The sequence below is a fragment of the Tepidamorphus sp. 3E244 genome, from assembly GCF_046159835.1.
GTDB lineage: Bacteria > Pseudomonadota > Alphaproteobacteria > Rhizobiales > Tepidamorphaceae > JACKJK01.
The window spans coordinates 1,348,192-1,367,664 of sequence record NZ_JBJXCY010000002.1 but is presented as its reverse complement, the minus strand read 5'-3'; the positions used below and the strand labels follow the sequence as shown (position 1 = coordinate 1,367,664).

The 19,473-nt window shown below is 64.0% G+C and carries 19 protein-coding genes; 6 read left to right on the top strand and 13 right to left on the bottom strand.

Going from position 1 to position 19,473, the window contains the following annotated elements; genetic code table 11:
- Positions 1-38: 38 nt before the first annotated feature.
- The 7 genes from ACKTEK_RS15215 to ACKTEK_RS15185 form a co-directional block, all read right to left on the bottom strand.
- Entirely contained in the window at positions 39-1,184 is a 1,146-nt protein-coding gene (locus ACKTEK_RS15215) for an iron-containing alcohol dehydrogenase (RefSeq protein WP_409166137.1), read from the bottom strand.
- Positions 1,181-2,563, bottom strand: a complete 1,383-nt coding sequence (locus ACKTEK_RS15210; protein ID WP_409166136.1) for an aldehyde dehydrogenase family protein — start codon at positions 2,561-2,563, stop codon at positions 1,181-1,183. The genes ACKTEK_RS15215 and ACKTEK_RS15210 overlap by 4 nt, the downstream gene beginning before the upstream one ends.
- Before the next feature lie 7 nt (positions 2,564-2,570).
- On the bottom strand, positions 2,571-3,947 hold the full coding sequence (locus ACKTEK_RS15205) for a glutamine synthetase family protein (RefSeq protein WP_409166135.1): 1,377 nt from the start codon (positions 3,945-3,947) through the stop codon (positions 2,571-2,573).
- A 77-nt stretch (positions 3,948-4,024) separates the two neighbouring features.
- Positions 4,025-5,062, bottom strand: a complete 1,038-nt coding sequence (locus ACKTEK_RS15200) for a TRAP transporter substrate-binding protein (RefSeq protein ID WP_409166134.1) — start codon at positions 5,060-5,062, stop codon at positions 4,025-4,027.
- A gap of 62 nt (positions 5,063-5,124) precedes the next feature.
- On the bottom strand, positions 5,125-6,450 hold the full coding sequence (locus ACKTEK_RS15195) for a TRAP transporter large permease subunit (RefSeq protein ID WP_409166133.1): 1,326 nt from the start codon (positions 6,448-6,450) through the stop codon (positions 5,125-5,127).
- Complete coding sequence (locus ACKTEK_RS15190; RefSeq protein WP_409166132.1) at positions 6,450-7,130, bottom strand: TRAP transporter small permease subunit; 681 nt, start codon at positions 7,128-7,130, stop codon at positions 6,450-6,452. Before ACKTEK_RS15190 ends, ACKTEK_RS15195 begins: the two co-directional genes overlap by 1 nt.
- Entirely contained in the window at positions 7,127-7,897 is a 771-nt protein-coding gene (locus ACKTEK_RS15185) for an N-formylglutamate amidohydrolase (protein WP_409166131.1), read from the bottom strand. Before ACKTEK_RS15185 ends, ACKTEK_RS15190 begins: the two co-directional genes overlap by 4 nt.
- Before the next feature lie 179 nt (positions 7,898-8,076).
- Between ACKTEK_RS15185 and ACKTEK_RS15180 the strand changes: the two genes are divergently transcribed.
- The 4 genes from ACKTEK_RS15180 (at position 8,077) to ACKTEK_RS15165 (ending at position 12,273) form a co-directional block, all read left to right on the top strand.
- Complete coding sequence (locus ACKTEK_RS15180; RefSeq protein ID WP_409166130.1) at positions 8,077-8,946, top strand: MurR/RpiR family transcriptional regulator; 870 nt, start codon at positions 8,077-8,079, stop codon at positions 8,944-8,946.
- Positions 8,947-9,050: 104 nt separating this feature from the next.
- Positions 9,051-10,364: a glycosyltransferase family 2 protein gene (locus ACKTEK_RS15175; RefSeq protein WP_409166129.1), complete on the top strand. Its 1,314-nt coding sequence runs from the start codon at positions 9,051-9,053 to the stop codon at positions 10,362-10,364.
- 32 nt (positions 10,365-10,396) lie between these two features.
- Complete coding sequence (locus tag ACKTEK_RS15170; RefSeq protein ID WP_409166128.1) at positions 10,397-11,611, top strand: FAD-dependent oxidoreductase; 1,215 nt, start codon at positions 10,397-10,399, stop codon at positions 11,609-11,611.
- Positions 11,612-11,796: 185 nt separating this feature from the next.
- A complete protein-coding gene (locus ACKTEK_RS15165) occupies positions 11,797-12,273 on the top strand; it encodes a hemerythrin domain-containing protein (protein WP_409166127.1) in 477 nt (158 codons plus the stop codon).
- Positions 12,274-12,289: 16 nt separating this feature from the next.
- On the opposite strand, the gene ACKTEK_RS15160 is transcribed toward ACKTEK_RS15165, so the two are convergent.
- Positions 12,290-12,958, bottom strand: a complete 669-nt coding sequence (locus tag ACKTEK_RS15160) for a MarC family protein (RefSeq protein WP_409166126.1) — start codon at positions 12,956-12,958, stop codon at positions 12,290-12,292.
- Positions 12,959-13,181: 223 nt separating this feature from the next.
- On the opposite strand from ACKTEK_RS15160, the gene ACKTEK_RS15155 reads away from it, so the two are divergent.
- Positions 13,182-13,682, top strand: a complete 501-nt coding sequence (locus ACKTEK_RS15155; RefSeq protein ID WP_409166125.1) for a pyridoxamine 5'-phosphate oxidase family protein — start codon at positions 13,182-13,184, stop codon at positions 13,680-13,682.
- 48 nt (positions 13,683-13,730) lie between these two features.
- Complete coding sequence (locus ACKTEK_RS15150; RefSeq protein WP_409166124.1) at positions 13,731-14,396, top strand: FAD-binding oxidoreductase; 666 nt, start codon at positions 13,731-13,733, stop codon at positions 14,394-14,396.
- 83 nt (positions 14,397-14,479) lie between these two features.
- Here the strand turns inward: ACKTEK_RS15150 and ACKTEK_RS15145 are convergent, their stop codons facing one another.
- From ACKTEK_RS15145 to ACKTEK_RS15125, 5 genes are all read right to left on the bottom strand, one after another.
- The gene (locus ACKTEK_RS15145; protein WP_409166123.1) at positions 14,480-15,439 is read right to left on the bottom strand and encodes a L,D-transpeptidase family protein; all 960 of its coding nucleotides are present in this window, start codon (positions 15,437-15,439) and stop codon (positions 14,480-14,482) included.
- 98 nt (positions 15,440-15,537) lie between these two features.
- On the bottom strand, positions 15,538-16,503 hold the full coding sequence (locus tag ACKTEK_RS15140; protein WP_409166122.1) for an ABC transporter ATP-binding protein: 966 nt from the start codon (positions 16,501-16,503) through the stop codon (positions 15,538-15,540).
- Entirely contained in the window at positions 16,503-17,498 is a 996-nt protein-coding gene (locus tag ACKTEK_RS15135; protein WP_409166121.1) for an ABC transporter ATP-binding protein, read from the bottom strand. Before ACKTEK_RS15135 ends, ACKTEK_RS15140 begins: the two co-directional genes overlap by 1 nt.
- Positions 17,495-18,436, bottom strand: a complete 942-nt coding sequence (locus ACKTEK_RS15130; RefSeq protein WP_409166120.1) for an ABC transporter permease — start codon at positions 18,434-18,436, stop codon at positions 17,495-17,497. Before ACKTEK_RS15130 ends, ACKTEK_RS15135 begins: the two co-directional genes overlap by 4 nt.
- Positions 18,436-19,422: an ABC transporter permease gene (locus tag ACKTEK_RS15125; RefSeq protein WP_409166119.1), complete on the bottom strand. Its 987-nt coding sequence runs from the start codon at positions 19,420-19,422 to the stop codon at positions 18,436-18,438. The genes ACKTEK_RS15130 and ACKTEK_RS15125 overlap by 1 nt, the downstream gene beginning before the upstream one ends.
- Between the last annotated feature and the right edge of the window lie 51 nt (positions 19,423-19,473).

Genomic DNA, 19,473 nt, shown 5'->3' with positions numbered 1-19,473 from the left:
AGGGCGGCAAGGGGTTTCGGGAACCCCTTGCCGTTGCGTCAAAGAACGGCTTCGAACAGGGGCCGTGTGTTCTCGGCGGTCATCTCGACAGGGTTGCCGCCGGTGCTCGGATCGCGCAGGGCGGCATCCGTGAGCCGGTCGAGGTCCGGGTCCTTGACCCCCAGATCGGTCAGCGTCCTGGGAATGCCAAGGCTGTCGTTGAACTGGTCGACGAAATCGCAGAACCCGTCAAACCCGCCTGCGATGCCGAGATAGGCGGCGGCTGAATCAAATCGGTCACGGATGGCATCGGCGTTGAACTTCAGCACCACCGGCATGAAGACGGCATTGGTGGTGCCATGGTGGGTATGGTGCATGGCCCCGATGGGGTGGCTCAGCGCGTGGATGGCGCCCAGCCCCTTCTGGAAGGCGGTCGAACCCATGGCGGCGGCGCTCATCATGTGGGCGCGGGCCTCAAGGTCCGTGCCGTCGGCATAAGCGCGCGGCAGGTAGTCCTTCACCAGCCGCATGCCTTCCAGCGCGATGCCCTGGCTCATGGGGTGGTAGAAGGGGCTCGAATAGGCCTCAACGCAGTGCGCGAAGGCATCGAGACCGGTACCGGCAGTGACGAATTTCGGCATGCCGACCGTCAGTTCCGGATCGCAGATCACCACCGAGGGCATCATCTTCGGGTGAAAGATGATCTTTTTCTCGTTCGTCTCGGTGTTGGTGATGACACCGGCGCGGCCGACTTCCGAGCCGGTTCCAGCCGTGGTCGGCACGGCAACGATGGGGTGGATGCCTGCGGGATCGGCACGGGTCCACCAGTCGCCGATATCCTCGAAGTCCCACAGCGGGCGCGTCTGGCCGGCCATGAAGGCGACAACCTTGGCGAGGTCCAACCCCGACCCGCCGCCGAACGCGACGACACCGTCGTGACCACCGGCGCGGTAGGCCTTCAGCCCCTCCTCGACGTTCTGGCCCGACGGGTTCGGATCGACGTCGGCGAAGATCGCCGAGCCGAGCCCGGCCTCTTCCATCAGGGCGAGCGTCTTCTTCGTGATGTCCATGGTCTTGAGACCACGGTCGGTGATGAGCATGGGGCGCGTGATGCCGGCGGCCTTGCAGGCCTCGCCTATTTCCGAGATGCGCCCGGCGCCGAAGCGGATCGGCGCGGGGTAATTCCAGTTTCCGGTCAGGTTCATTTCTTGATCTTCTTGAGGTGGTAGGATTTCGGGCGCGTCAGGGCATGGAAGCCGTAGATCGACAGGCCGACGCCACGGCCGGTGTCCTTGCAGCCGGTCCAGCACAGGGCCGGGTCGAGATAGTCGGCCCGGTTCATGAAGACGGTGCCGGTCTGCAGGCGCGCGCCAATCTCGGCGGCCTTTTCGGTATCGTTGGTCCAGACCGACGCGGTGAGGCCGAACTGGCAGTCGTTCATCAGCGCGATGGCTTCCTCGTCGTCCTTCACCGGCATGATGCCGACGGCGGGGCCGAAGGTTTCGTCGCGCATAATGCGCATGTCGTGGGTGACGCCGGTGAGGATCTGCGGCGAGACGTATGCCCCGCCATCATCCTCGGGAAAGGTCTCGATATGGGCGGTCGCGCCATCGGCGATGGCCTCGTCCACCTGCGCACGGACTTCCCTGGCGAAACGCACATTGGCCATCGGGCCGATGGTGGTGGATTCGTCCAGCGGATTGCCGAGCTTGTAGCCCTTCACCACCGCGACGGCCTTTTCCACGAAGGCATCGAACAGGCTTTCGTGCGCGTAGATGCGCTCGATGCCGCAGCAACACTGGCCAGAATTGTACATGGCCGCGTCGATGAGCGTCTCGACGGCGGCGTCGACATCGGCATCGGCGCGGATGTAGCCCGGGTCCTTGCCGCCAAGCTCGGTGGAGACGGCAGCAAAGGTACCGGCAGCTGCCCGCTCCATCGCCTGCCCGCCGGAGACCGAGCCGGTAAAGTTGATGAAGTTGAAGGACCGCTCGGCAATCAGCGCCGACGTGGTGTCGTGGTCGAGAACGACGTTGGTGAACACGCCAGACGGCAGGCCGGCGGCCTCGAACGCATCCGCGAGATGTTCGCCGACGAGAATGGTTTGCGAGGCGTGCTTCAGCATCACCACGTTGCCGGCCATGAGCGCGGGCGCAATTGTGTTGATGGCCGTCATGTAGGGGTAGTTCCACGGCGCGACGACGAAGACGACGCCCTGCGGCTCGCGCTCGATTTTGCGCAGGAAGTTCTCGGAATCCTCCAGCACCAGCGGCGCGAGACCTTCCTCGGCGATGGACGCCATGTACTTGGCGCGCTCCTCGAACCCGCCGAACTCGCCGCCATAGCGCACCGGGCGGCCCATCTGGTGGGCCAACTCGGTCGTCATGCGGTCCTTGGTGGAGCCGATATACTCGACCGCCTTCATGACATAGGCGATGCGCTCGGCCAGCGGCAGCGCGGCCCAGGCCGGTTGCGCCAGCTTCGCGGCAGCCACCTTGGAGCGCGCGTCCTCGATGGGCAGCGCGTCACGCTCGGCATAGACCGAGCCGTCAATCGGCGAAATGCATTGAATGGTCTTGGTCATTTGGATGTCAGGCCTTCTCGAAGCCGCGTGCGATTTCCCAATCGGTCACGGCACGGTCGAACTCTTCCTGTTCCCAGGATGCGCAGCGAACGTAATGGTCTACGACGGCGTCCCCCAAGGCCTCGCGCAGCATGGCTGAGTTGCGCAAAGTCTCCGTCGCCTCACGCAGCGTGGAGGGGATCTCCGGCACGTCGGCATTGTCGTACATGTCGCCCGATGCGGGCGGCTGAAGCGTCAGCTTTTCCTCGATGCCGCGCAGGCCCGCGGCGATGAGGGCTGCCTGCGCGAGATAGGGGTTCATGTCCGCCCCGGGGATGCGGCATTCCACGCGCACCGCGCCGGTATCTGCCCCGCAAAGGCGGTAGCCCGCCGTGCGGTTGTCGACGGACCATGCGGTCTTCGTGGGGGCGAAGGTGCCTTTGCCGAAGCGCTTGTAGGAATTGACGTAAGGCGCGAGAAACCACGTGAAGTCGCGGGTATAGGCGATCAGCCCCGCCATGAAGTGCTTCATCAGCTGCGACATGCCGTGGCCGGCGTCGGCATCATGGAAGACATTGCGCCCGTCCTGCCACAGAGACAGGTGGATATGCGCGGCGCTGCCGACGCGGTCGGGATGCCACTTGGGCAGGAAGGTCGCCGAATGGCCCTGCTGCCAGGCGATTTCCTTCGTCGCGTGCTTGGCGATGACGTGGTGATCGGCGCAGGCGAGCGCATCGGCATACTTGATGTTCAGCTCTTCCTGGCCGGCTTCCGCCTCGCCCTTGGTGTTTTCAACCGGGATGCCGGCCGCGAAGAGGTGGTTCCTCAACGGGCGCATTACGTGCTCTTCCTTGGTGGTCTGGAAGATGTGGTAATCCTCGTTGTAGTCGCTGATCGGCTCGAGGTTGCGGTAGCCTTCGGCCCGCAATTCGTGCAGCGGCTTGCGGAACAGGAAGAATTCCAGCTCGGTCGCCATCTTGGCGGTGAAACCTGCTTCCGCGAGGCGCTCGATCTGGGTCTTGAGCAACTGGCGCGGGGACTGCGGCACCGGCTCGTGGGTGTGGTGGTCGAGGATGTCGCACAGCACCATGGCGGTGCCTTCCAGCCACGGCATCAGGCGCAGGGTGTCGAGGTCCGGCTTCATCACGTAGTCGCCGTAGCCCTTGCGCCAGCTCGTGGTGGCATAGCCCTCGGGCGTTGCCATCTCGAGGTCGGTCGCCAGCAGGTAGTTGCAGCAATGGGTCTCTTCTTGCGCGCTCTCCAGGAAGTTGGAGACGTGGAAGCGCTTGCCCATGAGGCGGCCCTGCATGTCCACCATGCAGACCAGCACGGTGTCGATCTCGCCGGTCTCGGCGCGCTCCCTCAAATCCTCGATAGTCAGCTTGCTCGTCTTCAGCTTGCTCATGGCGTCGTGCCCCCGAAAGACCAAAGAAGGCCCCGGACGTATCCGGGGCCGTGTTGTTGCATGTGCGCTCAGGCAGATCAGCCGTTGGTGTAGGGCGGGCCGGCCTGGTTGATGACGGAGTTGTACTCGCGGAAGATGCCGACGATCTTCTCGTGGATCTCGCCTTCCTCGGCGACCTCGGTCCAGAAGTCCTTCGCGGCGTTTTCGACTTCCGCCCACTCCTCGGCCGGAACCGTGCGCAGTTCGAGCTTGTCGCCCTTGGCGCGCAGACGGGCTTCACCACCCCAGTACCACTGGTTGCGGTAGGTGTGGCCGGCTTCGGTGGCGGCCATGACGAGCTGCTTGAGATGCTCGGGAAGGTCGGCCCACTTCTGCTCGTTCACGAACCACGATCCGATCCACGCACCGGAGATGTTGTTGGTGAGGAAGTAGTCGGTCACGTCGGCCCAGCCCACCGTGTAATCCTCGGTGATGCCCGACCATGCCATGCCGTCGAGCTCGCCGGTCTGCACCGCGACTTCGGCATCCTCGTAGGGGATCGACACCGGCACGACGCCGAACTTCGCGAGGAAGCGGCCCGCAGTCGGGAAGGAATAGAGCTTCAGGCCTTCGAGGTCCGACAGCGACTTGATTTCCTTCTTGGTGTTGAAGTTGCACGGGTCCTGACCGGCCGCCGAGAGCCACTTCACGCCGACCTTCTCGTACTCGCTCGACCAGATGTCGGCGAGGCCGTACTGGTTGAAGAGCACCGGCACGTCGAGGATGTGCTTGGTGGCGAACGGGAAGTAGCCACCGAACTGGCGCAGCGGCGTGGGCGAGGCCATGGAATCGTCGTCGGAATGGACCGCGTCGATGGTGCCGCGCTGCAGCGCCTGGAACAGCTCGCCCGTGGGGACGATCTGGTCGGCGTAGAACAGCTCGATTTCCATCTCGCCATTGGCCGCGTTGTTGACGTAGTCGACCATCGGCTTGGTGACGTGCTCGCCGAGCGCGGCACCGGCATAGGTCTGGAAGCGCCACTTGATCGGCGCCTGCGCCTTGACGATCGCCGGGGCGGCGAGCGTCGCCGCACCGCCGATACCGGCCGTGGTCAGAAATTGTCTTCTGGTCGTCATGTTGCTCTCCATCTGGTTCGGGTTCGCAAAGTCCAGGGCTTCTTGCGCGAAGCCTTCTGTTGTCATTTTCCGTAAACGGTGTCGGGCAGCCACAGTGCGATCTGCGGGAAGATCATCACGAGCGCCAGCGCCACGGCCATCACCACCACGAAGGGGATGATGGAGCGGTAGATGTCGTGGATCGAGATCTCCGGCGGCGCCATGGCGCGCATCAGGAACAGGTTGTAGCCGAAGGGCGGCGTCATGTAGGCGATCTGGCAGGTGATCGTGTAGAGCACGCCGTACCAGACCAGGTCGAAGCCGAGCGCGCCAACCAGCGGCACGTAGAGCGGCGCGACGATGACCAGCATCGCCGTGTCGTCGAGGAACGTGCCCATCAGGATGAAGCTCAGCTGCATTAGGATCAAGATCACCCACGGCGACAGGCCGAGCTTCTCGGTGAACAGGCCCTCGATGGCCTTGACCGCGCCGAGCCCGTCGAACACCGCGCCGAAGGCGAGTGCCGCCAGGATGATCCACATGAACATGCAGGTGATGCCGAGCGTCTTGCGCACCGACGTCTCGAACACGCGCCACGTCATGCGGCCCTTGAGCACGGCGGCGAGGAAGGCGGTCAGCGCGCCGATGGTCGAGCTTTCCACCAGCGAGGTCCAGCCGTTCACGAAGGGCACCATCATCGCGAAGAAGATGCCCAGCGGCAGCGCGCCGGCCGCCAGCAGCTTGTACTTCTCGATTTTGGGGATATCGCGCTCTTCTTTCGCAAGCACCGGGCCAAGCTCCGGGGAGATCCTGCAGCGAACGGCGATGTAGATGATGAACAGCGCGGCCATGAGCAGGCCGGGAATGACGCCGGCAAGCCAGAGCTGGCCGACGGGCTGGCGCGCGATCATGGCATAGAGCACCAGCACCACCGATGGCGGCACGAGGATTCCGAGCGATGACCCGGCCTGGATGACGCCGGTGACCATGCGCTTGTCGTAGCCGCGGCGCAGCAGTTCGGGCAGCGCAATTGTGGCCCCGATGGCCATGCCCGCCACCGACAGGCCGTTCATCGCGGAAATCAGCACCATCAGGCCGATGGTGCCGATGGCAAGCCCGCCGGCGAGCCCGCCCATCCAGACATGGAACATGCGGTAGAGGTCGTCGGCGATGCGGCTCTCCGACATGACGTAGCCCATGAAGATGAACATGGGCAGCGTCATCAGCGGATACCATTTCATCAGCTTGATGGCCGCCGAAAACCCGAGGTCGAAGCCGCCCCGGTCGCCCCACAGCAGCAGGGCCGCAATCACCGCGACAAAGCCGATTGCGCCGAAGACGCGCTGGCCCGTCAGCAGCATCACCATCATGGTGGAGAACATGAGGATGGCGATCATCTCGTAGGACATCAGGCAATGTCCTTCATGTTGATGTCGCGGGCGTCGTCATACATGGCATCGGCATCGGGCGAATTGCTCTCGGTGCGATCCGGGCCGGGGATTTCCTCGCCGCGCAGGCGCAGGATGTCCTTGAAGAACTCCGACACCGCCTGCAGCAGCATGAGGATGATGGCGAAGACCATCAGCAGCTTGATCGGCCAGAGGTATGGCCGCCATGCGGATGCGCTGCGCTCCATGTGGCCGAGTTGCTCTGAAACCGCGTCCGGCCCGCCGGTGAAGAAGGCGGCGACGATGGACCAGAAGAAGCTGAACGGCTCCCCACGGAAATGGCCGAGTGAATAGGCAGCCGATGAAATCGCGCCCCACAGCAGGATCACCAGATAGGCGATCAGGAAGAAGACCGTGAACGCGTCGAACCAGGCTTTGCGCTTGATGCTCCAGCTTCCGTAGAACAGGTCCATGCGCACGTTGGAACCCATCTGGATCGCGTAGGGCCCGCCCAGCATGAAGTAGGCGACCAGCGCGAACTGGGCCATTTCCAGCGTCCACAGCGTCGGCGTGGCAAAGACCTTTGAGAACGACGACCAAAGCAGGATGCCCATCATCGCGAACAGGCCGAACATGACGATGCGGCCGATGCCGTAGTTGAACGCATCGATGGCGCGCACGTAAGCCTTGAGCGCGTTCATGCGCGCACCTCGCGTGCGGGGCTTGCCGAAAGGCGCGCGAGGGCGGCTTCCAGCCAGCGGCACAGATGATCCGCCATGGTCCTGCAGTCCTGCGTGTTGGTGACGAGATCGTTGCGGATCTCGATCATGACATTGAGATGCCCGTTTTCAAGGGCGTGGCGGCGCAGGGTGTGGGTCACGCCGTCCTCCGGGCCGTATGGCTCGTTGCGGCGAATGTCGAAACCCTCGGCAACGCCGAGCATCGCGTCGGCAAGGCGGGCGTCCTCGTCGTGCAGGATGCCGATTTCAACGTCGCGCGTCACGCCGCGATAGACCGGCGTGAAGGAATGCATGGTGACGATCACCGGCGGCACGCGGTGCGCGGCGACGACTTGCGCGAGGCGTGTCTCGAAGGGGCGGTAGTACGTGTCGACGCGCGCGCGCCGCTGCGCCGCCGTCAGGTTGGCATTGCCGGGAACGGCGTGGATTTCGCTCACCTGCGGGATCGCGTCCACCGCCTCCGGCGGGCGGTTGCAGTCGTACAGAAGCCTGGAGACGTTGCCCTTCACCAGCACGGCATCCAGCTTCTGCGACATGAACCGGGCGGTTTCCAACGCGCCAGGGTCCCACGCGATGTGGCACTTGCGCTGTTCATCACTCAGGCCAAGGCCGGCATAGTCGTCCGGGATGAACGCGCTCGCATGTTCGCAGACAAGCAATACCGGGTGCGCGCCGGACGGATTGACCGTCTCCGCGACCTCAAGCTCCGGCTTGTCCACGTTTGGCACCGCGCCCCGTTCCCCTTGTGCGTTGTCGGGAGAAAATGTCGGCCACGGCCAAGCGGTGAGTCAATCACCGGGCGAAGAAAAATTTTCACTGAACATGTGGATTGTATATAATTTGAGCGTCTGCCGGTTTGCGCGGCATGCCACCATGCGCGCGAGGCGAGCAGCGGGGCTGACACGACGTGACATCGAAAAAGACCATCGAGGAACTTCTGCGCGGCAAGTCCGGCGAGCTCACCCGTTCGGAGATGCAGCTCAGCCACGTCATCCTGCAGAACTACCCCGTCTCCGGCCTTGGCTCGATCACCGCGCTGGCGGCATCCGCCGGGGTCTCGACGCCCACGGTGGCGCGACTGGTGCAGAAGCTCGGCTTTGCCGGCTACCCGCACTTCCAGCGCGCACTGCGCGAGGAACTCGACCAGAAGATTTCCTCGCCCCTGACCAAGCGCGAGACATGGGTCGGCAGCGCGCCGGACGACCACATCCTCAACCGCTTCACGAAGGCGGTAATCGACAATATCGGGCAGTCGCTGTCGGGCGTCGCGATCGAGGATTTCGAGAAGGCCTGCGCGATGCTGGCCGACCCGAAACGGCGAGTCTTCGTGGTGGGCGGGCGCATCACCCGCACGCTGGCGGACTACTTCTTCCTGCACATGCAGGTGGTTCGCGAGAACGTCGTGCACGTCGCGTCGAACTCCAACGCCTGGCCGCATTACCTGCTCGACCTGCATGCCGACGACGTGGTCGTGATCTTCGACATCCGCCGCTACGAGAACTCGACCCTGAAGCTTGCCGAACTCGCCGCCGAACGCGGGGCGCTGATCGTGCTGTTCACCGACCAGTGGGCCTCGCCCGTCGCGCAATTCGCCAGCGTTGCCTTCCGCAACCACATCGCGGTTCCTTCCTCGTGGGATTCCAACGTCACCACCATGCTGCTGGCGGAGATCATCCTGTCGGACGTTCAGGAACGGCTGTGGGCCACGACGCGCGAGCGCATGGAAGCGCTGGAGGACATGTTCGACCGGACGCGGTTTTTCCGGAAATTCCAGTGACGGCGCAACAGCGCGACGATTGTGAACGTGTCGTTGCGTCAATGTGAATTGACAGGACCGGCTCGGGTTTCCATGTCAGGCGCACCCTCAGATCTCCGGACGCCATGACCTCCGCACCCACCGTCTCGATCATCATCTCCGCTTACAACCGACCACAGGTGGTGAGCTACGCCATTCGCAGCGTGCTGGCGAACACGTTTGAGGATTTCGAGCTGATCGTCATCGGCGATGGCTGCAACGCGGAAACCGAAGACGCCATCCGCGCCTTCGACGATCCGCGCATCCACTTCGAGAACCTGCCCGAGAATTCCGGACACCAGTCGACGCCGCACAATCGCGGGTTGGAACTGGCACGCGGCGAATTCGTGCTCTTCCTCAATCAGGACGATCTCTATTTTCCCGATCACATCGGCGCGCGCATCGACTTCATGCGCACGACGGGCGCGCCGTTTTCATGGTCGCCGGTGCTGCTGGTGCAGCAGAGCGCACACGAGACGGGGCCGCCTGTTGCCTTCGAGGACCTGATGGTCCTGGACGGGCCTGCACGCGGCGGAAAATACGATCCGCGCATCTTCATCATCTCGTCGTGCTGGGCGGTGCGGCGCGAGGTTTGCGCGCGCGTCGGCCCGTGGCTGCAGAAGGACGAAACCCGCCTTTCCCCGTCGCAGGAATGGATCTTCCGCGCCCACCGCGCCGGGTTGTCGCCAGTCTATCACCCGCATGTCTCGGTCATCTGCATCCACTCTGGCGTGCGGCGCTATTCCTATCTGAACCCCCGCTCGTTCGAGCATGAGCGCGCGTGGGACTGGCTGCAGGGCGGCGCGGACGCGCGGCTGAAGCTGATGGAAACCGTGGCGCTGCAACAGGCGTCCGAGCTGTTCGCGACGAAGCTGAAACTCGAAGCCCGCCGCAAGCCGATCCGCAGTTCCATCGAACGCAAGCTGGAGCGCCGCGGCGTGCATCCGGACGCCTTCCAACGGGCACTGGCAGGCATGTCGCCGGGCGAGTGGGTCAGTGACCACGCGAAATCGACCATGATCGCGCCGAAGATCAAGCCGGGCCGCGTGGTCGATCTGTCCGCGAAGGATGGCGAAATCCTGCTCGGTGACGGCTGGACGACAACCCCGCACGATGGCCCGGCCATCGGCGCACGAACCGCGGAACTGTTTTTGGTGGTGGACGCAACAGCGGACGAACAGGCGCGCTGGACGGCAACGCTTCACCCTGCCGGAGCGGGCGCCGCGGCCCTTGAGGTCTCGATAAACAACGCGGCTTTCGCACAGCCGGACACACACGACGGTGCCTTGCGCCTTGCTTTCGACGGTCCCGGTCCGCACTACATCCAGTTGCGGCATCCAAACCGCACCGGCGACGTTCAGCCGGTTGCCATGAAGAGCCTGCGGGTCGATCCGGCCTGAGCGCAACTTCCATCGAATACGGAGACTACAAGATGCGCGTCGGCGTGCTGGGTGGAGGCTTGCAAGGTTGCTGCGTGGCGTTGGCGCTCGCGGATCGCGGCATCGACGTCACGATCTTCGATCTCAACGATGCACTCATCACGCGGGCCGGCGCGGCCAACGAGGGCAAGGTGCATCTCGGCTACATGTATGCCGCCGACCCGAGCCTGCGGACAGCGAAACGCATGATGGCGGGCGCGCTTGCCTTCGAACCCTTTCTCAAGCGGCACCTCGGCGCGGGATCGGCCGCCTTCGCCACATCCATGCCGGCAACTTATGCGGTGCACGTCAAGACGCAGGGTTCGGTCGAACAGGTGGCGGACTACCTGCAGGCGACCCACGCGCTGATCGGCGAACATGCGCAACATCCCGACACCAGCTATTTCGGCATGGACCTCGACGCGCCCCTGCGGCGCTGGAGCGAGACCGAGCTTGAAGCCGCCTACAGCCGCGAGCACATCGCGGCAGCCTTCGACACGCCGGAAGTTGCCATCAACCCGGTGGTGCTGGCGCGCGCATTGCGCGATAGCATTGCGGCTCACTCGCGCATTGAATTGCGGCTCGGCCACCGCGTCGCCGGCGCACAGCCCGGCGAAGATGGCGTCACGGTTCAGGCAAGCGATGGGCGCGGCGAGCTGGAAGAAAGCTTCGACCAGGTGGTCAATTGCCTGTGGGACGGGCGGCTGAAACTCGATCAGTCAGTCGGCCTGAAGACCGAACGTGTCTGGATGCACCGGCTGAAATACGGGGTCAGCTGCACTCTGCCCGAGGGCGCGCCCGTGCCGCCAAGCACGACATTCGTCTCCGGCCCCTTCGGAGAGGTGGTCAGCTACGGCGCGGGGCTGACATATCTCACGTGGTACCCGACATGCCTGCGCGAGATTTCGCACGATGTCGCCCCGCCCGACTGGGCGAATTATCCGAGCGAACCGCTGCGCAGCGAGATTCTGGACGGAACGGTCGAGGCCATGGGCGAAATCGTCCACGCGCTCGGAACGCTTGCGGTTGAAGACCTGATCGAGCCGGCGGTGAAGGGCGGTGCCATCGTCGCGTGGGGCGAGACGGACATCTACGATCCGGGCAGTGAACTGCACAACCGGTACGATATCGGCATCACCAGCGTCGGGCACTTCCACTCCATCGATCCGGGCAAGCTCACCATGGCGCCGCTGTTTGCAGAGCAGATTGCCGACCGGATTGCCGGCTGAAGACACGGTTCAAAAATTTTTCCGACCGGGCGGAACCAAATGCCAAGTCGTGCGTTCCACCCCGGCAATTTTGCTGGCTGCCGGCGGGGTACGGGGCCATGCACGCCTCATCCCGTTTTCGGCAAACTCAACGAAGCGGTACCGCACGCGGTCAGCGCTCGACGTGCATTTTGAGGACATTTCCCATGACGACCATCTACGAACGCATCAAGGCCGACCACGAGACCCATCGCCGGCTGCTCGACGGCATAGCCGACACGCAGGGCGACAGCGAAGAACGCCGCAAGATGTGGAACGAATTCTACTATGACGTGAAGTCCCACGCCGCGGCCGAGGAAGAGACGTTCTATTCCAAGCTGATGGAAGATCCGAAAGGCCAGGACGATGCGCGTCACTCCGTTGCCGAGCACAAGGAGATGGACGACATCATGGAAGAACTCAACAAGATGGACTTCTCCTCGCCGGGCTGGCTGACGCGCTTCAAGACCCTGAAGCACGACTACGAGCACCACATGGAGGAAGAGGAAGAAGACATCTTCGCCAAGGGGCGCGAAGTGTTCTCCAAGGAAGAAGCCGAAACCTTCGCCGACCGCTTCGAGACGCGCAAGAAGGCCGAACGCAAGCTGGTCGACGAGAAGGCCGAAGGCTCTCTCGAGGAGTAGCGCTCAAGCTGCCACGTCAGCCCGTCTTGCCATCGGTGAGCGGGCTGTCAGTCGGCGGCGGCGCGACGTCCAGCACACCCAGCGCATCGAATCCACCGAGAATGGCGTCCACCGCAATGGTCGCCAGTATGATGCCCATGACGCGCGAAATGACGCTGGCGCCGGTGGTGCCGATCAGCTTGTTGATCACGCTTGCCGCCAGCAGGAAGCCCAGCGTCACCATCAGCACCACAACCAGAATGCCCGCCGTCACCGCCTGTTCGGTGATGGTTTCGGTGTGATTGTCGGTGAGGATGACGATCGCCAGCATCGCACCAGGCGAGGCGATTGACGGCATCGCCAGCGGGAAAACCGCACCGGCGAGATGATCGCGCTCGGCTTCCTCGATCTCGCGGGCGGCCTTTGAATCACCGAAGATCATCGTCAGCGCGAAGAGAAACAGCACCACGCCGCCGGCAATCTGGAACGAGCCGAGCCGCAGGCCCATCGTTTCCAGCATGAACTGCCCGCCGACCAAAAACCCGAGCAGGACGAGCGTGGCAATCGCCACCGCGCGCAGTGCAAATCGCTTGTGCAGGTGTTGCGGGACGCTCTGGACGGCGAACAGGTAGACCGGCACCGAGCCGATGGGGTCGATGACCACCATCAGGGTCACGAATTCGCGCACGAGAGCTGTCAGGTCCATCGAAGGCCGGTTTCCTTGTCATGGGCTGCGCCGGCTGAAAACGCACAGCGCCAGGCCCCCTCATCCATCCCGCGTCCGCGCTGCGAAGGCAAGCATCAAGCCACCGCGCGCCATTGTCGCAAGCCGCGATCACGAGGGAACCGCGCGCTTTGCCGCCCATTGTCGAGTCTGACTGGTCGCAACGCGCGACCCCCCAAAGCCACACTCACACAGCAGGTGCCCCATGGCCGACCTTTCCAAGACCCGCGAAAACCCCGAAGACCAGCTCTGGAAGCAGATCGACGACGTGCATGACGGCATGCTCGGCGTCAGCGGTTCGGGCCAGCACATGCAGCCGATGGCCCCGTTTGCCGACAAGGCGAACAACTCCGTCTGGTTCTACACCAACAAGACCAGCGATCTGGTCCGCGCCATCGGCAGCGGGGCTGAAGCGCATCTGTGCATCGTCGGCGACGACCACGATTACCACGCCTGCCTTGCCGGCACGCTGGTGGTGAACCCGGATCGCGCCAAGATCGACGAGTACTGGAGCCCGGTCGTTGCGGCCTGGTTCGACAACGGCAAGGACGATCCAAACCTCACCATGCTTCAGCTCAAGCTGAAGGACGCCGCAGTCTGGGCTTCTTCCGACAGCTCGTTCCGCTTCGGCTGGGAAATCGCCAAGGCGAACCTCACCGACAGCGAGCCGGATATCGGCGTGCGCGCACACGTCAATTTCATCTGACGCGGCCCAGAGCCACCCAACCCGACGCCTCGCCTCAAGGAGATCATCATGGCCCACCGGCTCAAGATCCTCGACACCGGCTGGAACACGCATGACGTGCGCCGCATCAAGCTGGAAAAGCCGGAGAGCTATGAATTCACCCCCGGCCAGGCGACCGAGGTTGCCATCGACAAGGAAGGCTGGCGCGATGAAAAGCGCCCCTTCACCTTCACGTCCCTGAACGAATGGCCGTACCTGGAATTCCACATCAAGGTCTATCCCGGCCATGACGGCGTGACCGAGCAGATCGGCAAGCTGCAGCCGGGCGACCACCTGCTGCTTGACGACCCATGGGGCACGATCGAGTACAAGGGCAAGGGCAGCTTCATCGCAGGCGGTGCGGGCGTGACGCCGTTCATCGCCATCCTGCGGCAGCTCAACGAGAACGGAGAACTTGCCGGCAACAAGCTGCTGTTTTCCAACACGTCCGAGCGCGACATCATCCTGCGGGAGGAGTTCGAGGCGATGGACGGTCTCGACTGCGTGTTCACCGTCACCGACCAGGACGATGCGGATGTCCTGACCGACAGGATCGACCGTGGGTTCCTCAAGGCCCATGCCACCGAGACCGACAGCAACTTCTATGTCTGCGGCCCCGACAAGATGGTCGAGGATATCTCCAAGACGTTGCGTGACATGGGCGCGGACCCCGACGGGATCACCTTCGAGGCGTAACGCGATCCAAACCGAACAGACCCGACAAAAAAGCTGCCGTGATCGCTCACGGCAGCTTTCTTTGTTTCAGGTCCTGGTTGCAGTTACTCGACGAACTCGACCGGGACACCGGCAGTCACCAGGTGCGCCAGTTCCTTTGCATCCCAGTTCGTCATGCGCACGCAGCCGTGGCTCGCCATGGTGTTGAGCTCTTCGGGGTGCGGCGTGCCGTGCAGGCCGTAGGTCGGCTTGGAGAGATCGATCCATACCGAACCAACCGGGCCATTCGGCCCTGCGGCCACGTTGAACGTGTCCTTGATGTTGTTTTCGGGGAAATTCTCCGGGTTGTACGTGTAGGTCGGATCGAGCGCGACGGCGGTTACCTCGACGGTGCCAGAGGGTGACGGCGTCGATTCCGAACCCACCGCAGCGCGCGCTGCCCAAACGAGCTTGCCGCCCTCGTCGAAGCCGCGCACCTGGCCTTCCGCCTTGTCCACCAAAACGCGGGCAACCGGCGTGTCCTTGTCCTCACCCGGCGCCGCCACGAGGATGTTCGTGCCGGCAACGGAGAAATCCACGCCGGGATTGAGGGCCTTCAGCAGTTCCTCGTCCATGTGGAACTTCTCGGCGAAGGCTTCTGTCAACGTGTGGTAGCAGATGCAATTAAGCCCGCGCATGGTCTCCCAGTCGCCACGCTCGAAATCCGGCACAAGCGTCTGGTTCACGTCTTCGGCTGTCAGCGTATAGGTCTGCATGGCGGGCTGGCCGGTCTGCAGGATGGTCCATAACTCCGGGTCCAGTTGCCCGTCGACGGGCAGGCCCAGCATCTCCTCGGCGGCGCGGATCGCGCGCTCGGTGGAGGGGCCGTTGTGGCCGTCGATCCAGCCGGTGGAGGCGCCGGTGCGGTCCAGCGCAACCTGGAGCCGGACGATGCCTGCCTGCGGGCCTTCACCCGAAGCAGCCAGCGGATCGGCCGAATTGATCTCCTCGGCGCTCATCGCAGCGCAGGGGGTAGCAAGCGCGGCTAGGCACAGCGCCACCGCGGTGGATTGCAGAAATTTCATGGATGCGTTTCCCGGAATGTGAGTGTGGAGAAACAACGGCGCGAGAGGTGGTGTGGTTCCGAGGGGGACAGGGACTGGCGCAACAGTCGATCACCCCATCACTCGGCGAGGTGGCAGGCCACGCGGGTTTCGCCAACCAGACGCATTTCCGGGCGTTCTTGCTTGCAGCGCTCCACCGCCAGAGGGCAGCGCGGGTGAAACGTGCAGCCGGTGGGCGGATTGATCGGGTCGGGGATTTCGCCCTTTGGCGGTTCGACTTCGCGCCCGAAGCCGTCCATGCGCGGTGCCGCGTCGAACAGCATCTGCGTATAGGGGTGCTTTGGGGTCGAAAACAGCGTGTCGCGCGATGCTTCTTCAACAAGGCGACCGAGATAGAGAACGCCGATCCGGTCCGCCATGTGCTGAACCACGGTCAGATCGTGGCTGATGAAGACATAGCTGAGCCCCAGCTCATCGCGCAGGTCCGACATCAGGTTCAGCACTTGCGCCTGAACCGACACATCGAGCGCCGATGTCGGTTCATCGCAGACGATGACGCGCGGCTGCGAGGCGAGCGCGCGGGCAATGCAGATGCGCTGGCGCTGCCCGCCGGAGAACTCGTGCGGGTACTTGTCGGCATCGCCCGCCGCAAGCCCCACCTGAACGAGCAGGCGCTCGGCCAACCCGTCGGTTTTTCCGCCCCGCACCGCCATCGGCTCGTTCACGATGTCACGCACGCGCCAGCGCGGGTTGAGCGAGGCGTAGGGGTCCTGAAAGATCATCTGCACGTCTTCGCGCACGCGGGCGACTTCGCTGCGATCCGCCTCGGTCGCGAGGTTCACGCCGTCGATCTCGACGCTGCCGCGCGTGGGCCGGAGCAGCCCGACAATGATCTTGCCGATGGTCGACTTGCCCGACCCGGATTCACCAACGAGCGCGTAGACGCTCTTGTCCTCGACCTCAAAGGACACGTCCGAGACGGCTGTCAGCAGCGCCTTGCTGCGGCGCTCGATCAGCCGATTCAGCCACGGCCTTGAGACATCGAAGACGAGCGACAGCCCGCGAACGGAGATCAGCGCACCCATCAGACGGCCTCCCCGATCTTCGCATCGGCACCGATCAGCGGATACCAGCACGCGGCGCGGCCATCGCAGTCCTCGACGCGCGGACCGGGGTCCTGCCGGCACCGGTCCTGTGCGCGCTCGCAGCGCGGATGAAAGGCACATCCGGTCGGCAATGATTCCAACCGGGGCATGGAGCCCGGGATCTGGTGGAGACGCGCGCGGCTTGTGCTGGCCAGCGGCGTCGAGGCCATCAGGCCTGCCGTGTAGGGATGATGCGCGTTCGTGATGACGTCGCGGACCGCGCCAATCTCGGCCAGCCGCCCGGCATACATCACCGCCACGCGGTCGGCGGCCTCGGCAATCACGCCCATGTCGTGGGTGATCAGCATGACGGCGACGCCACGCTCGCGGCAGAGCCGCTTGAGCAGCGCAATGATCTGGGCCTGCACGCTCACGTCGAGCGCCGTGGTGGGTTCATCGGCGATGACGAGATCTGGCTCGGCGCAGAGCGCCAGCGCAATGACAACGCGCTGGCGCATCCCGCCGGAGAATTCGTGCGGGAAGGCATCGATCCGCTCGGCGGCGGCAGGAATGCCAACCTCTTTCAGGGCATCGACAGCGCGCTGGCGCGCTTGCGCACGGGTGACGTCGAGATGTTCCAGAACCGTTTCGGCAAGCTGGTCGCCCACGCTCAACAGCGGGTTGAGCGAGGTCAGCGGGTCCTGAAAGATCATGCCGATGCGCTTGCCTCGCAGCCGGCGCAGGGCTTGTCGCCCGATATCGTGGATCGGCTTGCCGGACAGCAGCACCTCGCCCGAAGCAATGCGTGCAGGCGGGTCGAGCAGGCCGATCACGGCATTGCCGGTCATCGACTTGCCGGCACCGGATTCGCCCACCACGCCGAGGATTTCACCTGCCGCGATATCGAAGCTGACCCGGTCCACCGGGCGGAGCACGCCACGGCGCGTCGGGATTTCGACGACCAGATCGCGAACGGACAGGACCGGCAAGCTCATCGCAGCCTCGGGTTCAGGGCATCGCGCAGCCAGTCGCCGAGCAGGTTGATCGACAAGGCAAGCGCAAGCAGCGTGGCGGCGGGGAAGAACAGGATCCACCATTCGCCCGAGAACATGAACTCCTGCCCGATCCGGATCAGCGTTCCCAGCGAGGGCTTGGTCGGCGGCGCACCCACACCCAGGAACGACAGTGTCGCCTCCGCGATGATCGCAAGCGCAAGGCTGATGGTGGCGATCACCAGCACCGGGTTCAGCACGTTGGGCAGGATGTGGCGCAACATGATGGCAAGGGGCGAACGCCCGACCAGCCGCGCCGCCTGCACGTATTCCTTGTTCTTCTCCACCAGCGTTGCCCCGCGCACCACCCGCGCAAACTGCACCCAGTCGCTGAGGCCGATCGCAAGGATCAGCACCCAGATCGCCATCTGGTCCCTGTATTCCGGCGGCGTGATGCCCTTGGCGATGCCGAAGATCAGCATGGCCACGAGGATCGCGGGAAAGGTGAGCTGAATGTCGGCGATGCGCATGATGATTGTCTCGGTCCAGCCACCGAGATAGCCGGCCAACAGGCCGAGCAGCACGCCGAGAATCATGGCGAGCAGAACCGCCGAGAACCCGACAAAGAGCGAGATACGCATCCCGAACAGGATCGTGGAGAACACGTCGCGGCCCTGATCGTCTGTGCCGAGCCAGAACGTCTCGCCCGTGAAGGCGTTGGGTGCGCCGGGCGGTGTGAAGCCGTTCATCAGGTCCAGCGTCGCCGGATCGAAGGGATTGTGCGGGGCGATCCACGGCGCAAGCAGCGCCGCGAGCATCAGGATCAGCACGACCACGGCCGAAAAGACCGCCACCGGCGCGCGGCGAAACGAGTAGAGGAAATCGCTGTCCCAAGCCCGGCGCAGGCGACCGGGCGGCGGCGTGTCGGCATGAACGCTCATCACGCCCTCCCGCCGCTTCGATCAACCCGCAGGCGCGGATCGATTGCGAAATACAGCATGTCGACGATGAGGTTGATTCCCACGAACATCACCGAGATCAGCATGAGGTAGGCGGCCATGACGGGGATGTCGACGAACTGGATCGCGTTGATGAACATCAGCCCCAGGCCGGGCCACTGGAACACGGTCTCGGTGATGATCGCGAAGGCGATGATCGACCCCAGTTGCAGGCCGGTGATGGTGATGACCGGAACGAGCGTGTTCTTCAGCGCATGGCGGAAATTGACGGCCCGCTCGCGCAGGCCGCGCGCCCGCGCAAACCGGATGTATTCGGTGCGCAGCACCTCGAGCATCTCGGTGCGCACCAGCCGCATGATCAGTGTCATCTGGTAGAGGCCGAGCGTGATTGCAGGCAGGATCAGCGCCTTCAGACCGGACTGGCTGAGAAAGCCGGTCGTCCACCAGTCACCGAGCCGTTTCACCTGTCCGCGCCCGAAGGACGGCAGCCAGCCCAGTTCCACAGAGAACACGTAGATCAACAAAATGCCGATCAGGAAGGTCGGCAGGGAAACACCCACCAGAGACAGCGTCATGATGACTTGGGCCGCCGCGCCGCGCTTGCGAATGGCGGTGAAGATGCCAAGCGCGATACCCCCGACAAGCGCCAGCAGGCCCGAAACGAAGGCCAGTTCCAGCGTGGCAGGGAGCCGTTCCAGCAGAATTTCCGAGACCGGGCGGCCCTGCCGGTAGCTCAGGCCGAAATTGCCTTGCGCGGCCTGTTCCATAAACCGCCAGTACTGGACGGGAAACGGCTTGTCGAGGCCGAGCGTCACGCGCAGCCGCTCGATATCGGCCTGAGTACGTTCCTGGCCAAGCATGTTGTCGACCGGGTCGCCCACGAAGCTGAACATCGAGAACGCGACGAGGCCGACGACCAGCAGCACCAGCACCGACTGTGCAACGCGACGTATGACGTATGCGAGCATGGCGGGTTCCGAAGGAAGTGGGCGCCGCACACCTTTCGTGGGTGCGCGGCG

Coding starts and splice junctions, on each gene's coding strand:
- ACKTEK_RS15170 (WP_409166128.1), top strand. CDS start 10,397: ATGCGCGTCGGCGTGCTGGGTGGAGGCTTGCAAGGTTGCTGCGTGGCG.
- ACKTEK_RS15140 (WP_409166122.1), bottom strand. CDS start 16,503: ATGGGTGCGCTGATCTCCGTTCGCGGGCTGTCGCTCGTCTTCGATGTC.
- ACKTEK_RS15125 (WP_409166119.1), bottom strand. CDS start 19,422: ATGCTCGCATACGTCATACGTCGCGTTGCACAGTCGGTGCTGGTGCTG.
- ACKTEK_RS15190 (WP_409166132.1), bottom strand. CDS start 7,130: ATGAACGCGCTCAAGGCTTACGTGCGCGCCATCGATGCGTTCAACTAC.
- ACKTEK_RS15130 (WP_409166120.1), bottom strand. CDS start 18,436: ATGAGCGTTCATGCCGACACGCCGCCGCCCGGTCGCCTGCGCCGGGCT.
- ACKTEK_RS15215 (WP_409166137.1), bottom strand. CDS start 1,184: ATGAACCTGACCGGAAACTGGAATTACCCCGCGCCGATCCGCTTCGGC.
- ACKTEK_RS15195 (WP_409166133.1), bottom strand. CDS start 6,450: ATGTCCTACGAGATGATCGCCATCCTCATGTTCTCCACCATGATGGTG.
- ACKTEK_RS15150 (WP_409166124.1), top strand. CDS start 13,731: ATGGCCCACCGGCTCAAGATCCTCGACACCGGCTGGAACACGCATGAC.
- ACKTEK_RS15175 (WP_409166129.1), top strand. CDS start 9,051: ATGACCTCCGCACCCACCGTCTCGATCATCATCTCCGCTTACAACCGA.
- ACKTEK_RS15135 (WP_409166121.1), bottom strand. CDS start 17,498: ATGAGCTTGCCGGTCCTGTCCGTTCGCGATCTGGTCGTCGAAATCCCG.
- ACKTEK_RS15160 (WP_409166126.1), bottom strand. CDS start 12,958: ATGGACCTGACAGCTCTCGTGCGCGAATTCGTGACCCTGATGGTGGTC.
- ACKTEK_RS15145 (WP_409166123.1), bottom strand. CDS start 15,439: ATGAAATTTCTGCAATCCACCGCGGTGGCGCTGTGCCTAGCCGCGCTT.
- ACKTEK_RS15210 (WP_409166136.1), bottom strand. CDS start 2,563: ATGACCAAGACCATTCAATGCATTTCGCCGATTGACGGCTCGGTCTAT.
- ACKTEK_RS15165 (WP_409166127.1), top strand. CDS start 11,797: ATGACGACCATCTACGAACGCATCAAGGCCGACCACGAGACCCATCGC.
- ACKTEK_RS15155 (WP_409166125.1), top strand. CDS start 13,182: ATGGCCGACCTTTCCAAGACCCGCGAAAACCCCGAAGACCAGCTCTGG.
- ACKTEK_RS15205 (WP_409166135.1), bottom strand. CDS start 3,947: ATGAGCAAGCTGAAGACGAGCAAGCTGACTATCGAGGATTTGAGGGAG.
- ACKTEK_RS15200 (WP_409166134.1), bottom strand. CDS start 5,062: ATGACGACCAGAAGACAATTTCTGACCACGGCCGGTATCGGCGGTGCG.